This window comes from Micromonospora sp. NPDC048835 (assembly GCF_040649995.1).
In the GTDB taxonomy this organism is placed as follows: domain Bacteria; phylum Actinomycetota; class Actinomycetes; order Mycobacteriales; family Micromonosporaceae; genus Micromonospora.
On record NZ_JBEZGM010000060.1, the window covers coordinates 1 to 15,204 of the forward strand.

A 15,204-nucleotide genomic window follows, 5' to 3' on the forward strand; every position below is an offset into this window, starting at 1 on the left:
GCGATCTGCTGAAGAGTCGCATTCACATCCGACGTCAGCGTCGTGGTCATCGACTGCACCGACACCGGCGCACCACCACCCACCGGCACCGAACCCACCATGATCTGACGACTCACCCGACGAGGAGCAAGCGGCGGAGGCGGCACAGCGGGCATACCGAGACTGATAGCTGTCACCTCAGGCCTCCCGCTCCGGGCCCGGGCGCAGCGCCGCGCGCAGCTCCTGCGGCAGTGCGAAGACGGTGTTCTCCACCGCGGTCGTGACGTTCTCGACAGCGCCGAAGCCTCGCTCGCGCAACCACTCGAGTGCGTCCTGCACCAGCTCGTTCGGGACGGAGGCACCAGCGGTGAGGCCGACCGTCCAGGCGTCCCGCAACCACTCCGGCGCGATCTCGTGTGCGAAGTCGACCAGGTACGCGGCACCTGCCCCCGCTTCCACGGCCACCTCGCACAGCCGCTGGGAGTTGGACGAGTTGAGCGATCCGACCACGATGATCACGTCGCACTCGGCGGCCATGGCCTTGACGGCCTCCTGCCGGTTCTGCGTCGCGTAACAGATGTCATCGCTCGGTGGCGACTTCAAAGACGGGAAGCGGTCACGAAGCCGCTCCACCGTCTGCTGGGTCTCGTCGACCGACAGCGTGGTCTGCGACAGCCAGACCACCCGCTCCGGGTCACGTACCGTCACCGCGTCGACATCGTCAGGGGTGTCGACGACCTGGATGTGGGCGGGAGCCTCGCCGGCGGTGCCCAACACCTCCTCGTGCCCCTGATGGCCGATGAGCAGGATGTCGTAGTCCTCGGCCGCGAACCGGCGCGCCTCGTTGTGCACCTTCGTCACCAGTGGGCAGGTGGCGTCGATGACCCGTAACGACCGCGCGGAGGCCGATTCGTGCACGTCGGGAGCCACCCCGTGCGCCGAGAAGATCACTGTCGCTCCGCTCGGCACCTCCTCGTTCTCCTCGACGAAGACGACCCCCTGCTCCGTCAGTGCCTGGACGACGTGCCGGTTGTGCACGATCTCCTTGCGCACGTAGATCGGCGGGCCGTACAGCTCGAGCGCCTTCTCCACGGTCTGCACCGCACGCTCCACCCCGGCGCAGTAGCCCCGGGGGTTCGCCAGTAGGACTCGTTTCTCTTTGACGTCCATCTCCGCATCGCCCCTCTACTGAACCAACAGCCGGTCGGCGATGTGTCGCCGAAGCCTCGTAACCAGCCCTTCCGAGGTCAACCCCATCTCGTCGAGCAGATGTGATCGCGATGCCACCGTCAGGAATGCGGTGGGGATGCCAAAGGTCAGGCACGGCGCCTCGATGCCCTGGTCGGTTGCCGCCTGCGCGAACGCGGCACCGACCCCTGCCACCTTCAGGTTGTCCTCGACCGTGGCGACCAGCCGGTGCGTCCGGGCGAGGTCGAGCAGCGCCGGGTTGATCGGCCGCACCCACCGTGGGTCGACGACCGTCACCCCGATCCCCTGCTCGGCCAGCCGCCTGGCCGCATCGACGCAGGTCTCGGCCATCGCCCCGACCGCGATCAGCAACAGGTCCTGTGCGGAACCGAATCGACCGATGATGTCGACTCCGTCGACGTGTTCGACGGCGGCGATGTCCTGCGCCACGGCGCCCTTGGGGAAGCGGACGACCGTCGGTGCGTCCGCCACCGCCACCGCCTCGCGCAGCAGCTCCCGCAGCCGGGCGCCGTCGCGCGGCGCGGCAATCCGCAGTCCCGGCACGACGTGCAGCACCGACAGGTCCCACATGCCGTTGTGACTCGGCCCGTCGTCACCGGTGATCCCGGCCCGATCCAGGACGAACGTCACACCGGCACGGTGCAGGGCCACGTCCATCAGCAACTGGTCGAACGCCCGGTTGAGGAATGTCGCGTACATGGCGACGACCGGGTGCAGCCCGGCCGCGGCCAGCCCGGCGGCGCAGGTGGCCGCGTGCTGCTCGGCGATGCCGACGTCGATGATCCGGTCCGCGAACTTCTCGGCGAAGGGTTGCAGGCCGACCGGTTGCAGCATTGCTGCGGTCACCGCCACCACGTCGGGACGCTCCGCACCGATCTGGACCAGTTCGTCGCCGAGGACCGAGGTCCAACTCGGTGCCGACGCCTTCAACTGCCGTCCGGTCAGCGAGTCGATCACTCCGATGGCGTGGAAGCAGTCCCGGTCGTCGCTCTCGGCCAGCGGGTACCCGTACCCCTTGCGCGTCACGCAGTGCACGACCACCGGCGCACCGAGGGACTGCGCCGTGGTCAGCGCCTCCTCCATGGCGGCGATGTCGTGACCGTCGACCGGCCCGATGTACTGCATACCCAACTGCGCGAAGAGGATCGGTGCGTCGAGTGGCGACGTCCCTTCGACCGGGGAGCGGCTGCGCAGCGCGGACAGATGCCGTGCGAGACCGCCGATGGTCGGCGAGTACGAGCGGCTGTTGTCGTTGACGACGATGACCACCGGCCGGTCGCTGGCACCCGCGATGTTGTTGAGTGCCTCCCAGGCCATGCCGCCGGTGAGGGCACCGTCTCCCACCACCGCGACGACACTGCGATCACGTACGCCGCGGATCTGCCGTGCCCGCGCGATGCCGTCCGCGTAGGAGAGCGCGGTCGAGGCGTGCGAGTTCTCGATGATGTCGTGATCAGACTCCTCGCGACTCGGGTAGCCGGACAGACCACCGCGCTGCCGCAGCAGGGAGAAGTCCTGCCGGCCGGTGAGCAGCTTGTGCACGTACGCCTGGTGTCCGGTGTCCCAGAGGAGGGAGTCGTGCGGAGAGTCGAACACCCGGTGCAGCGCGATCGTCAACTCGACGACACCGAGGTTCGGGCCGAGATGACCACCGGTTCGGGTAACCGCGGTCACCAGGAAGTCGCGGATCTCCGCGCTCAAACTGGTGAGCTCCGCCGGGGTCAACTCCTTGAGGTCCTCTGGCGTGTGGATATCCGTCAGCACGGATCTCCCCCTCTCTGGCTCATGCGCCCGGCAGTGTGATGGCCTGCACCGGGCACCGGGTCGCCGCCTCGAGGACGTCCTCCCACACCTCGCCGTCGGCCTGGGTGGTCCTGATCATGACTACGCCGTCCAGGTCCTGGTCGAAGACGTCCGGCGCGTGCATCACGCACTGTCCGGCGCCGATGCAGGCGACGCGGTCCACCAGCACCCTGTGGTTCGCGCTCATTGCTTTCGCCTCGGTAGCACCATCGACAGGCCGTGGGGCATCAGCGTGACCGTTCCGGTCGGCCGCACCGCCGCGCCGTTCACCGGCCTCAGGTCGCGCTGGCCCACGATGATGGCGAGTGAGGTCATGGCCTCGGCCCAGGCGAACCCCTCACCCACGCAACGGTGGGCTCCCTCGCCGAAGGGCATGTACGCCTCGACGGTGACGTCGGCCGCACGCTCCGGCAGCCACCGGTCCGGATCGAAGGTGTTCGGATCACGAAACAGGTTCGGGTCGCGGTGTTGTGAGTAGAAGGAGTACAGGACCGTACTGCCGCGCGGGATCAGGTGGTCGCCGAGACGGACGTCCGCCGCAGCGCTGCGGGAGAGGAAGTAGGTCGGGGGATACAGCCGCAGCGTCTCCTTCACCACCCGGCGGGTCAGTTCCAGATCGGCCAGCTGCTCGTGCCGGGGGGCCTCGCCGTCGGGCAGGACCCGGTCGATCTCCTCCCGCAGCGCGCGGAAGACCTCGGGATGCTGACCGAGTTCGTGGCACGCCCAGCTCATGGTCAACGCGGTCGTCTCGGCGGACGAGAGCAGGATGCTGATCACCTCGTCGCGCAGCTGCAGGTCGGTCATCCCCTGGCCCGAACCCTCGTCCGTCGCCACCATGAGTAGCGACAGCAGGTCGTCGCCCTGCTGCTCGGTCCCACGGTAGGAGGCGATGATCCCGTCGATGACCTGGTGGAGTTCCCGCATGGTGGCCTCGAAGCGGCGGTTCGCCGGCAACGGCAGGTGTTCCACAAGTCCGGTGGGATCCATGGCCCGCAGACTGACGCCGCGGGTCAGCACGGGCAGTGCTCGTTCGATGACCGAGACGGCCGCGGCGCCGAGATCGGTCGAGAAGAGGGTTCGGGTGCCGATCGTCGTGGCCAACGAGACGAACTCGGGCTTGAGTTCGATCGGCTCGTCCTCCGGCCAGGACGAGATCCGCTCGGTCGCGATCTGGCGCATCACGTCGCTGTAACCGTGCACCCGCTTTCGGCTGAACGCCGGCAGCACCAGGCGGCGCTGCCGGCGGTGCGGCGGTCCCTCGGCGGTGATGATCCCGTCACCGGCCACCGCGCGTGCCTTGCGAAAGTGGATGCCACGGGGAAACAGTGCGGCGTCCTTCACCAACATCTGCTGGAGCAGGGTGTGATCGTTGACCAGGTAGGCGGTGGAGGGGCCGAGCCCGACGCGTACCACCGGACCGTGACGGCGAGCCTCCTGCAGGAACTCCAGCCTCCGCCGAAGCAGTTGGAGGCCGTGACCGAGGAGGGGAAGTCCGGCCGGGAGGCGGGGTGGTCGAGGCGACTTGTGCATGGTGACGGACACAGAGATACCTGCCTTTCGCGATGACCACCGACGAGGTGGCCCGGTCAGCTCTGGCTGCGGTAACGCGCCGATCGCGCTGGCCAACGGACCGCGGCCGACATGAAGGACTCGTAGTGGTGGAGGTAGCGGCGTACGGCTTCGTTGTCCGGCAGCCCGAAGCGCCCGGGGTCCGCGCTGACCTCCTGGTAGGTGGCCAGCGCCTGCTCGGCGAGGCGTACGGCGTGCGCGAGGGCCCGCTCCTCGGTCCAGCCGTACTCGTGCTCCAGGATGATCACGATGTTCGAGGTGACTCCGGCGCGTCGCTCCGCGTCGAGGGAGTAGAGGTCGTTGGCTATGCACCCGTAGTCGGCGACGGCGGCGTCCACCAGTCGCAGGCACGGGTGCTGCCGGACGGGCTCGGGCAGGTGGAGCCGGTCGACGAAGTAGTCCAGTTCCACCTGCACCGTCATGGTGCTGAACACCCGGCGCATGAACAGGTAGGACGACAGGTCGGGGATCAGGCCCCGGCTACGGAGTTCCACTTCCCACAGCGTCGCGGCGAGATAGTTGCTGATCTCCCCTCGCAGGCGGGACGTGTCGAAGCTCGGGTCGATGCCCCTGATCTCGTCGAGGATCCGCTGGAGCAGCCGTACCAGGGGCCCGTCCGCAGGCCCGGCCGGTCGCCCATCCAACACCTCGCGGATGACCGCGTGCTCGGCCAGCACCCGCTGGCGCCAGTCTCCGTCGATCTCGACGAGATCGCTCCACGCGTCGTCGAACAGGACCAGGAAGGCGATCCAGAGCGTTGCGACCTGTAGTCGCTCCTGGTCCGTGTCCGGGTAGGTGAGGGCCGCGGCCTCGCCGAGGGCGATTCCGTGCAGCACCTTCGCGCTGGACGGGCCGGTCAACTCGATCTCGGCGGCGACCTGCCGGACGTGGTCGGCGGCAATGCCCGCGCCGGGATGCGACCGGTCGGGGAACGGGCACGGCAGCAGCAGGGTCTCAGTTATCATGATCATCCCTATTCAGGCTGTGCAGGACCGCGAGGCATGTCGCCCGGACGATCCGTACCGGGGTGTAGACGTCCTTGCCGATCCAGAGCGCGGGCGTGCGCTCGGTGACCTCAGCGCCGACGAGCGTTTCGCGCGCGGCCGCCAGACCCGACCGGATCTCTGCGCGGTTCTCCACGGAGTTGCTCAGGCCCAGGATCCAGGCCGCGTACGCGGTCTCCTCCTCGGTCCCGCGGCCGTGTCCCCACCGGTCGCCCTGCCGGGTGTCGAGGATCCACTCGACGGCCCGTTCGATAGCCGGCCGGGCCTGCGGACCGCCGTAGGTGGCCAAGGCGTTGACACAGGTCGCCGTGGCGTAGAAGGGGGAGCCGTGCCACTTGTCGCTCCAGCTGCCATCGCTCGCCTGGGCACCGATCAACCAGTCCCGAGCGGCCCGCGCCGGGGCTTCGTACCGGCCCGAGTCATCGGCCCTACGCCCGATGCGCTGCCCCAACGCCTCCAGCGCGTGCGCGTTCGCCGTCGGCGAGGGAGTGCGCTCATCCGGGTAGGTGAAGAACCGGGTGCCGTCGTAGTAGTGCAGCAGCGGGTCCAGGTCGTGGACCCGGCCATGCGCGTCCAAGGCCCAGAGCACCGACGCCGTGTCGTCCGCGTCGACCGGGAGGCCGTCCCCGGCGGCGATGCCGTCGACGCCCAGCGCCGACTCCAGCGAATCCAGTACGGACTCCGGGATCTGGCACGCCACGCCGTGCACATGGAACAGGTTGATGATCCATGAGCGTTCGAAGTGCGGCATCGGCGCGCCGACGGGAAAGAGGCCGCCCGAGCGCGACTGCACCGCGTTCAGGTAGCGCAGGGACGGGTGGGATGACTCCGGGCGCGCACCCAGCCAGGCTGCGGTGGCCGCGGGTGAACAGCCGACACTGCCGGACACCGGGACCACGGCCGGGTCCGCCGGCCGCTCCGACCCGATGATCTCCCAGCTGTGCCAGAGCTTCGGCGGGACCGGGAGTCCGGCAGCCGTCGCGCCCCGGAGCCGGACGAGCGTCTCCGGTGCGGTCGCGGTGGGCGTACGGAGTGTGCCGCCGCGGACCGCCTCGGCCAGTGCCGGGTCCGCGGACTCGCCGAGTTGCCCCAGGTGGTCGTTGATCAGGTCGATCAGCCGGGGAACCAGCACCTCGATGGCGACCAGGTCCGGCAGTGGGGTTTCGTCGTGGTCGAGCCATCTGCGCAGAGCCTGGACACCGGCGATGGCGCCCGAGGTCAGTGCGTCGACTGGTACTTCCCGATCCTGTCCGAGGCCGCGACGGTTGGCCGTGAGCAGTGCCTCGGTGGCACTCAGGCTGGTCACCAGCCGGAAACCCGGCACTCCCCAGCCGCCATCGGCGGCCTGCTCGGCGAGCAGGAACCGCAACCGGGCCGGGTGCCCGTCCAGCCACGGCGCATCCGAGACGATCCGGCCGCACTCGTAGACGGATGGGCTGATCAGGGCCCAGTCGTCGGCAGCCGCTTCGCGTAGCAGCGTGTCCGCCAGCGTCGTCGTGGTGGCGTACGGCGTGATGCTCATGCGGATCTCACCGTCGCCGCCCGGGCGAGATCGCGAAGTGCGGCCTTCGCCTCCGGGTGGAACTCGGAGCCGTCGAGCGCGGCCAGGCCCTCACGAAGCCGCTCTTCGATCAGGCGCTCGACCTTCGCCGGAGCACCCGTGGCGAGCAGGATGCGGCGGGCGGTCTCGGCGCCGTCCTCATCGAGGTTCGGATTGCCGACCAGGTCCGTCAGGTCCGCCAGTTGCCCGCGATCGGCGTCGCGCAGAGCGATCGCCAACAACACCGTGCCCTTGCCCTCGCGAAGGTCGTCCAGGGTGGACTTGCCCGTGTTCTTCGGGTCACCGAAGATGCCGAGCAGGTCGTCCCGGAGTTGGAACGCCTCGCCGATGGGTAGCGCGAACGCGGTGCACGCGGCGAGGAGCGACTCGTCGGCGCCCGCAAGCGCCGCGCCGATCTGCAACGGCCGCTGGACGGTGTACCGGCCGCTCTTGTAGCTGGCCACGGTGAGGGCGGTCGTGACGTCGGGCGGGCTGTGGCTGCTCAACAGATCGTGGTACTGGCCGAACATCAGTTCGGTCCGCATCTGGTCGAGGATGGGCCGTACGGCCCGCATCTGGACCGGGGTCACGCCGCTCGAGTGCAGCATCTCGTCCGACCAGACCATGGCCAGATCGCCGAGCAGGATGGCGCTGTCCAGACCGAACCTGACGTTGCGGGCCGGATCGTCGCTTCGGCCGTGCCCGACGAGCGTGACGTGCAGGCATGGATGCCCACGGCGTACCGCCGCATTGTCGACGATGTCGTCGTGGATGAGCGCGAAGGCGTGGAAGAGTTCGAGGGAGGCGGCGACGGCCACTGCGGCCGGGTGCTGCGGCGTACCACCCGCCGCCTGCCACCCGCAGAGACAGAGCAGCGGTCGTAGACGTTTGCCGCCGGCCAGGACGTAGTCGCGCAGCGCCTCCACCATGTCGGCCAGTCCCGACCCGGCAGCGATCCGGGCCTTGTCGGCGAAGAAGGCGCGCAACGCCTCGTCGACTGAGCGGCGCATCTCGGAGTACAGCGTGTGGGATTCCCGGCCGATTCCGACCTCGATGGTCACCATGTGTTCAGCGGGTCCTTCCAAATCATTTTCCGGCCCGCGTCGCCCCGTATTTTCGGCGCGCGGAATGAATGAGGATGGCTCCTGCCGGGATGTCGCCGTGAATGGGTTGTCCGGCTCCTCGGCCCTGATGACCCTACCGGCGCCTATTCCGGGCCGGCAAGGTTGCCGATGTCAACATCGGCGCTACGAATGTTGATGCGGAGGGTGTCGATCGTAGGGCTTTTCAACGGCAGGAACATACGTCAGTCTCCGGTGATCCGAACGCGTCAGATAATCACCGGAGGTGAATCATGACCCTGCCACCGCTGGCCGGGGTTCTGCTGCCGCTTGTCATCGCAGTGCTGATGTTCGGGCTCGGCACCACGCTGACCCTTGGCGATTTCACGTCGGCGTTGCGCCGGCCCAGGGCGCTCGTCTGTGGGCTGGTCTGCCAACTGCTCGTCCTGCCGATGCTGTGCTTCGGGTTGGTCGTCGTCCTCGACCTGCCCCCCGAACTGGCCGTCGGCATGATGCTGATCGCCGCCTCGCCAGGGGGAACGACAGCGAGCCTCTTCAGCCACCTGGCCCGTGGTGACGTCGCCCTGAACATCACGATGACGGCGGTGAACACCATGCTGTCCGTGGTGACGTTGCCGGTGATCGTGAACCTCGCGCTGGCGTACTTCCAGCCCAGCGAGGTCGGCCGTGCCGGCCTCGGCGCCGCCGAGGTCATCCGCCTGCTGCTGGTCATCCTGCTGCCGGTGCTGGTGGGGTTGGCCGTGCGGGCCCGCAGCGCCGACGTCGCACGGCGGCTCGACCCGGTGATCCGGGTGGTCTCGGTCGTGTTCCTGGTGCTCATCGCCGTGGCCACGGTGCTGCGCGAGCGGGACCAGCTCGTCGACCAGTTCGGCCGGGTGGGGCTGGCGGCCACGCTGTTCTGCCTGCTCAGTCTCACCATGGGCTACGCCGTGCCCCGCCTGTTCGGGGTCGAGGGACCGCAGGCCGTGGCGGTGGGCATGGACGTGGGTGTGCACAACAGCGCGCTCGCCGTCACCATCGCGCTGGACCCCGGCATGCTCGGCAATCCGGAGATCGCCATACCGGGGGTCATCTACGCGATGGTCACCGTGCCCTGCGCCGCGCTCGTCGTCTGGTTGATCAATCGTCGACGGTCAGTGCCGGTTCCGGTCTGAGGATCTCGCCGTCGTGCCGCTCTTGTGGACGTCGGTGTCACGAAGAAGGAATGTCCCGACGACGCGATGTGCATCGCTCCAGGGCAATCCATGGGGAAGGGTTGCGGCCCCTCAATTCGATGTGCTGATATGGCTGCTGTCACGACTGGGGCGGGACGATTGGTCGTTCTAGGTCAAGCGGAAATAATTGTCGGGCGGTTTTTCGCGCGGGCGTCGTCTGATCGAGAAGAGGACATTTCGCTGATGGCTTCTGACGCATTACCCAAGGGGTCGGAACTCCGACGTCGATTCGACGACGCCCTCATGCCCAATTATGGAACGCCGCCCGTGGCGATCTCACACGGAAGTGGCAGCCGGGTGTGGGACGTGGACGGCCGCGACTACCTGGACCTCATCGCCGGCATCGCCGTCTCGGCGCTCGGGCACGCCCACCCCGCACTGGTCGAAGCGGTGAGCCGGCAGGTCGGGCGGCTCGCCCACATCTCCAACCTCTACCTGCACGAGCCGGAGGTGCTGCTCGCGGAGCGTCTGCTTCACCTGCTCGGAGGCACCGGCCGGGTCTTCTTCGCGAACTCGGGTACCGAGGCCAACGAGGCGGCCCTGAAGCTGGTCCGCCGGTACGCGGGCAAGGAGCGCTCCTACGTCGTGTCTGCACTGCAGAGCTTCCACGGCCGGTCGATGGGCTCGCTCGCGCTTGCCGGCAAGCCGGCGATCCGCGAGCCGTTCGCCCCATTCGGCATCGACGTGCGGTTCGTGCCGTTCGGCGACACCGAGGCGCTCAACGAGGCTGTCGGCCCCGACTGCGCCGCACTCTTCCTCGAACCGATCCAGGGCGAGGCGGGTGTCGTCGAGGGCGCTGCCGACTACCTGCGGGCAGCTCGGAGCCGCTGCGACGAGACCGGGGCCGTGCTTGTCTTCGACGAGGTGCAGAGCGGGATCGGCCGGACCGGGGAGTGGTTCCACCACCTCGCCGTTGGCGTTCGTCCCGATGTGCTCACCCTCGCCAAAGGGCTCGGCGGTGGGCTGCCCATCGCCGCCTGTGTCGGTCTCGGCAGGTTCGGCTCGGTCTTCGCCAAGGGCGACCACGGCTCCACGTTCGGCGCGAACCCGGTAGCCTGCGCCGCCGCGCTGGCCGTGCTTGACGTCATCGAGCAGGACGATCTCCTGTCGAACGCGAAGAACATCGGCGCCGTACTGCACGACGGCATCACCGGCATCGACCATCCGCTGCTGCGTGGCGTCCGCGGTCGAGGCCTCTGGCTGGCGGTCCTGCTCGCCGGGCCGCACGGCGTGCGCGCTGAGGCAGCCGCACTGGAGGCCGGCTTCCTCATCAACGCCGTGCAGCCGGACGTCGTGCGACTGTCGCCGCCGCTTATTCTCACCGCCGACGAGGCACGATCGTTCGTCACCGCGCTGCCGGGCATTCTCACCGCTGCCGCCCCCGCCGAGGTGGGCTGATGCGCGCGACGACGATCCACGGGCCGGGGGACATCCGGGTCGAGCAGGTACCCGACGCCGCGCTGCGTTCCGCCACCGACGCCCTGGTCCGGGTTACCCACGCCTGCGTCTGCGGGAGTGACCTCTGGGCGTACCGCGGGCAGGTTCCGCGACTTCCCGGGCAGCGCATCGGCCACGAGTTCGCCGGGGTGATCGAGGACGTCGGGGCCGAGGTTCGGACCCTGCGGCGTGGCGACCGGGTGCTCGCTCCGTTCGTCTGGGCCGACGGTACGTGCGCCAACTGCCAGGAGGGTCTGCCGACGTCCTGCCCCCGCAAGGGGTTCTGGGGGGACCCCGGGGCAGATGGGGGGCAGGGCGAGGCGGTCACCGTGCCGTTTGCGGACGCGACGCTTGTCGCGCTGCCTCCTGCGCTGGACGACGACCAGATGCCCGCGGTTCTCTCCCTTTCGGACGTCATGTGCACAGGGCACCACGGGGCGGTCAGCGCCGGCGTGCAGGCCGGCTCGGATGTGGTCGTCATCGGTGATGGTGCGGTCGGCCTCTGTGCCGTACTGGCCGCCCGCCGACTGGGGGCGGCCAGGATCGCGGTCTTTGCTCACCACCGCTCCCGGGCCAGGGTCGCCCGCCGGTTCGGCGCCGACTTCGTGATCCTCGCCGAGGCTGCGTCCGTCGCCGAGCATGCCCGGGAGTTGACCGACGGTCGTGGTTTCCCGAGCGTCATCGAGGCGGTTGGTACCGCCGATGCCATGGCCGCCGCGATGGCGGTTGCCGCCCCGGGTGGTCGCATCGGCTTCGTCGGCGTGCCGCACGGCAGCCAGAGCGGCGTGAATCTGCGGGCGATGTTCGACCGCAACCTCACGTTGGCCGGGGGGATCACACCGGCCCGTACGTACATCCCGCAGCTACTGCCCGATGTCCTGTCCGGCGCCCTGGACCCGGCCCCGATCTTCGATCTCACCGTCGGGCTCGTCGATGTGCCCGACGGTTACGCGGCGATGGACGATCGCCGCGCGCTCAAGACCCTCATCCGTATGTGAACCACGCGGACGAAACGTTCAGGAACGAGGAGACTGACATGTCCATCGACGTCGGTGCGAAGAACGAGGTCGTACGTAATCACTACGAGCAGGACCTGAACGATCACTGGGAGGAGAAGCAGAGCGACCCCATCAACCTCCTCCTGGGAGCGATGGACGGCCTGTACCACCACCACTACGCGGTCGGTGACTTCAACCGCAGCCTGCTGCAGGCCCCGCCGGAGGACCGCGAGCGGCTCATCCTGCGGGAGATGCACCGGATGGAGAACGAGCAGGTCAGTCTGGTCCTGGACGCCCTCGACGGGCTGGCGCCGAGTGCGCGGGTGATGGACGCGGGATCGGGCCGCGGCGGTACCAGCTTCATGGTGCACGAGCGGTACGGATGCCAGGTGGACGGGGTCAACTTCTGCACCCACCACATCGAGTTCGCCGAGCGGTTGGCCGAGCAGCGCAAGTGCGCTGACAAGGTCAACTTCCACTACGCCAACATGGCGAAGACGCCCTTCGCGGACGGTGCGTTCGACGCCATCGTGAGCAACGAGACCACGATGTACGTGGACCTCAACGAGACGTTCGCGGAGTTCTCCCGGCTGCTGCGTCCCGGTGGCCGCTACGTGCTGGTGACCTGGTGCCAGAACGACGCCGTGGCCGAGTACTCGGACGACGTGGCGGCCATCGACGAGCACTACGTGTGCCACATCCACAAGCGCAGCGCCTATCTGAAGGCGTTGGCAGACAACGGTCTGGTGCCGTCCCGTGTCCTGGACTTCACCACCGAGGCGATCCCCTACTGGGAACTGCGCGAGTACAGCGCCCTGAAGACCGGTGTGGAAGCTCCGTTCCTCTCCGGCTACCGGAACAACTCGCTGAACTACCTGGTCATCGCGGCCGAGCGGGTTCTTGGCCCCAGTAACAGCTGACGCGCGGGAGTGGGTATGAGCCTGACCCAGCAGAACCATCGGGCCAGCACGGACCCCGGCCTCGACGGCGCCCGTGCTCTGGTGGCCGCCGGACTACGGGACGCCGTCGACGGGTTGCATCCGGACCTTGGCCAGTTGGCGAGCTACCACTTCGGGTGGTCGGCCGCGAACGGTACGCCGGTCAGTGACGAGTCGGGAAAGTTGTTGCGGGCCACCCTGACCCTGCTGTCGACGAGTGCGGTCGGTGCCGAGCCGACCGCCGGGGTCCCTGGTGCGGTCGCCGTGGAGATGATCCACAACTTCTCGCTGCTGCACGACGACATCATGGATGGCGACGCGCTCCGGCGGGGGCGGCCTGCGGCATGGGTGGTCTTCGGGGCAGGTATGGCCACCCTCGCCGGCGACGCGCTGATCGCCACAGCCTTCGACATCCTGCGATCGACGGAGAGTTCCCGGGGGAGGAGGTCCGCCGATCTCCTGCTGGCGGCGCTGCACCAGATGATCGATGGGCAGGCCGCCGACCTCTCGCTGGAGCGAGTGTCCGCCTCCGAGGTGAACGCTGATCACTATCTTCGGGCGTGCGGCAAGACCACGGCGTTGCTCGAGGCTGCGGCGGCGATCGGCGCGGTACTCGGCGGGGCGCAGTCGGCGACAGTGGACGCACTGCGTCAGGCCGGCCGGCACCTCGGGCTCTCCTGGCAGATGGCCAACGACGTGGAGGACATCTGGGGCGATCCGGCCGCGACGGGAAAGCCAGCCCGCAGCGATCTCGTCAGGTCCAAGAAGACCATTCCGGTCATTCTTGCGCTGCGTGCGGGCAACGCCGCGGCGATCGACCTGGCCAGGCTGGTGAGTGAGCAGGTCAGGCAGCCCACGGCCGATCATCTGCAGGCCCAGGCGGACCTGATCGAGCGTGCCGGCGGCCGCCGGCAGGCAGAGGAGTTGTCGGCGCGGCACCTGGCGCTGGCAATCGGCAAACTTGCCGAGTCCGATGTGCCGGAGGCAGGACGACAGCGGATGGACGAGTTGTTCCGGTTGATCCTGGGGCGACATGGTGTATCGATGGTTGCTGGCGGTTAGTCGGCCACGTACCCCTGGCCGATGAGCAGATCGCGATAGAATGGGCGCGGGCAGTGCGCCTGCCCGCGCCCGGTGTGACAGCCCACGCCTGACCACATGCAGGGCCAAGAGTCTTCGACTCCGCGCAGACGTGACGAGTCTTCGGCGTGCCGGCCACGCCGCCTGTTCGGTGGAGTGCGTGGGGCTGCACCGGAGGCGTCATGACTGATGAGCAGAACAACCGGCGGACTCCCCGATCAGGTCGCGCCCGGAAGCGGGCAATTCGGGCACAAGCCGCCCGTGCCGGTGTCCCGTACTCCGTAGCGGCCCGGCAACTTGAAGCGGTCGGGCTGCAACCAGGCGAGACACTCTCCAGCTACGGACGGACCATCTACCCGGTGGGCCACGACCCGCACCGCGATTTCATCATCAAACGTCGCGAACAGCGGTCCTTCGACGAGCGGGTGCGCGACAACCGGCGAGCCGCGACACTGCCGGATGGTCGCGCCCATCACCTCGTCGAGCGCTTCCCGCCGACGCGGGGACGAAGCGGCACCGGTGTCGGCCCGCTCTATCACGGCGAAGGGCGTCAGGAACTCCTGGCCATGCTGTACGTCGTCGTCGCGGCCGAGTCGCCGGGGCTGCTGCCGGCTCTCGGTGACCTCGTCTGGATCGCTGAGATGGGGGAGGAAACGGCCCTCGACATGGCGTGCGCCGAACTTGACCGAGAGGCACGGCGGCTGCTCGATCGTGAGCCGGCGGAGCTGTGGTCGGTGATCGAAGAGGCGCTGGCCGCCGCCGAACGCAACGCGGACTGGCAGATCCGGCAAGAGTCGATCCGACTCGCCGCGCTGTTTCGCACCATGATGACTCCCCGGGAGGGCTACGCGGGGGAGCCGTACGTGGAGGGCCTGCCGCTCATCGGTGTCCGGCAGATCCTCGACGCGCTGCTCATCGTCGCCGACGACGGACATGCTCCGGGTACGCGGGTCCGCCTGCTCCGGGATCCAGACGGCGGCTCCAGGGCCACCATCACCGGTGCCCTGTGGGGCGGCTCCGGTCCTCCGATCGGCTATCTGATCTGGCTGGACGAGGCAAAGACGGCCGAGTCCGTAGGCGCCGATGAGCTGGCCGTTCTCGCCGATCAGGAGTCTCGTCCGCGTTGACCCGGATCGGACAGTAACGCCGACAACGGCGGGGTGAGCCCTTCAGGGCTCACCCCGCCGTTGTCGTTCAGATCGTTCAGCTGTTGCCGTTGTCGACCATCAGGTCTGCCGGGACCACGTCCGGAACCTCGTCCGGGACGGCGACGGGTTTGTCCGAGCCGCGGAAGACGAGCTTGGAGTTGTCGATGTCGTTGGGGTCGCCTTCGCAGTCGACCACGACGATC

The 15,204-nt window shown here is 68.5% G+C and carries 14 protein-coding genes; 6 read left to right on the forward strand and 8 right to left on the reverse strand.

Going from position 1 to position 15,204, the window contains the following annotated elements; all coding sequences use genetic code 11:
* The 8 genes from AB0C15_RS32340 to AB0C15_RS32375 form a co-directional block, all read right to left on the reverse strand.
* The coding region (locus AB0C15_RS32340) for a flavodoxin-dependent (E)-4-hydroxy-3-methylbut-2-enyl-diphosphate synthase (RefSeq protein ID WP_357358543.1) at nt 1-176 on the reverse strand (176 nt) is incomplete at its 3' end.
* Nucleotide 177: 1 nt separating this feature from the next.
* Complete coding sequence (locus AB0C15_RS32345) at nt 178-1,149, reverse strand: 4-hydroxy-3-methylbut-2-enyl diphosphate reductase (RefSeq protein WP_357358515.1); 972 nt, start codon at nt 1,147-1,149, stop codon at nt 178-180.
* A gap of 15 nt (nt 1,150-1,164) precedes the next feature.
* The gene (locus AB0C15_RS32350) at nt 1,165-2,952 is read right to left on the reverse strand and encodes a 1-deoxy-D-xylulose-5-phosphate synthase (RefSeq protein WP_357358517.1); all 1,788 of its coding nucleotides are present in this window, start codon (nt 2,950-2,952) and stop codon (nt 1,165-1,167) included.
* Between the two features lie 19 nt (nt 2,953-2,971).
* Nucleotides 2,972-3,178, reverse strand: coding sequence for a ferredoxin (locus AB0C15_RS32355; RefSeq protein ID WP_357358519.1), 207 nt, complete (start codon nt 3,176-3,178; stop codon nt 2,972-2,974).
* Complete coding sequence (locus AB0C15_RS32360; protein ID WP_357358521.1) at nt 3,175-4,533, reverse strand: cytochrome P450; 1,359 nt, start codon at nt 4,531-4,533, stop codon at nt 3,175-3,177. Before AB0C15_RS32360 ends, AB0C15_RS32355 begins: the two co-directional genes overlap by 4 nt.
* Before the next feature lie 44 nt (nt 4,534-4,577).
* Entirely contained in the window at nt 4,578-5,531 is a 954-nt protein-coding gene (locus AB0C15_RS32365; RefSeq protein ID WP_357358523.1) for a hypothetical protein, read from the reverse strand.
* Nucleotides 5,515-7,086 (reverse strand): prenyltransferase/squalene oxidase repeat-containing protein, encoded by a 1,572-nt coding sequence (locus AB0C15_RS32370; RefSeq protein ID WP_357358525.1) that lies wholly within the window; start codon nt 7,084-7,086, stop codon nt 5,515-5,517. Before AB0C15_RS32370 ends, AB0C15_RS32365 begins: the two co-directional genes overlap by 17 nt.
* Nucleotides 7,083-8,168 (reverse strand): polyprenyl synthetase family protein, encoded by a 1,086-nt coding sequence (locus tag AB0C15_RS32375; protein ID WP_357358527.1) that lies wholly within the window; start codon nt 8,166-8,168, stop codon nt 7,083-7,085. The genes AB0C15_RS32370 and AB0C15_RS32375 overlap by 4 nt, the downstream gene beginning before the upstream one ends.
* A 290-nt stretch (nt 8,169-8,458) precedes the next feature.
* Here AB0C15_RS32375 and AB0C15_RS32380 point away from each other — a divergent pair, with 290 nt between their 5' ends.
* From AB0C15_RS32380 to AB0C15_RS32405, 6 genes are all read left to right on the forward strand, one after another.
* Nucleotides 8,459-9,340 (forward strand): bile acid:sodium symporter family protein, encoded by an 882-nt coding sequence (locus AB0C15_RS32380; protein ID WP_357358530.1) that lies wholly within the window; start codon nt 8,459-8,461, stop codon nt 9,338-9,340.
* Between the two features lie 243 nt (nt 9,341-9,583).
* Nucleotides 9,584-10,798: an acetylornithine transaminase gene (locus tag AB0C15_RS32385; RefSeq protein ID WP_357358532.1), complete on the forward strand. Its 1,215-nt coding sequence runs from the start codon at nt 9,584-9,586 to the stop codon at nt 10,796-10,798.
* Nucleotides 10,798-11,835, forward strand: coding sequence for an alcohol dehydrogenase catalytic domain-containing protein (locus AB0C15_RS32390; RefSeq protein ID WP_357358534.1), 1,038 nt, complete (start codon nt 10,798-10,800; stop codon nt 11,833-11,835). The genes AB0C15_RS32385 and AB0C15_RS32390 overlap by 1 nt, the downstream gene beginning before the upstream one ends.
* 38 nt (nt 11,836-11,873) lie before the next feature.
* Nucleotides 11,874-12,755, forward strand: a complete 882-nt coding sequence (locus AB0C15_RS32395) for a methyltransferase domain-containing protein (protein WP_357358536.1) — start codon at nt 11,874-11,876, stop codon at nt 12,753-12,755.
* Between the two features lie 15 nt (nt 12,756-12,770).
* Nucleotides 12,771-13,835, forward strand: a complete 1,065-nt coding sequence (locus tag AB0C15_RS32400) for a polyprenyl synthetase family protein (protein WP_357358539.1) — start codon at nt 12,771-12,773, stop codon at nt 13,833-13,835.
* A 377-nt stretch (nt 13,836-14,212) separates the two neighbouring features.
* Nucleotides 14,213-14,980, forward strand: coding sequence for a hypothetical protein (locus tag AB0C15_RS32405; protein ID WP_357358541.1), 768 nt, complete (start codon nt 14,213-14,215; stop codon nt 14,978-14,980).
* Nucleotides 14,981-15,204 lie beyond the last annotated feature (224 nt).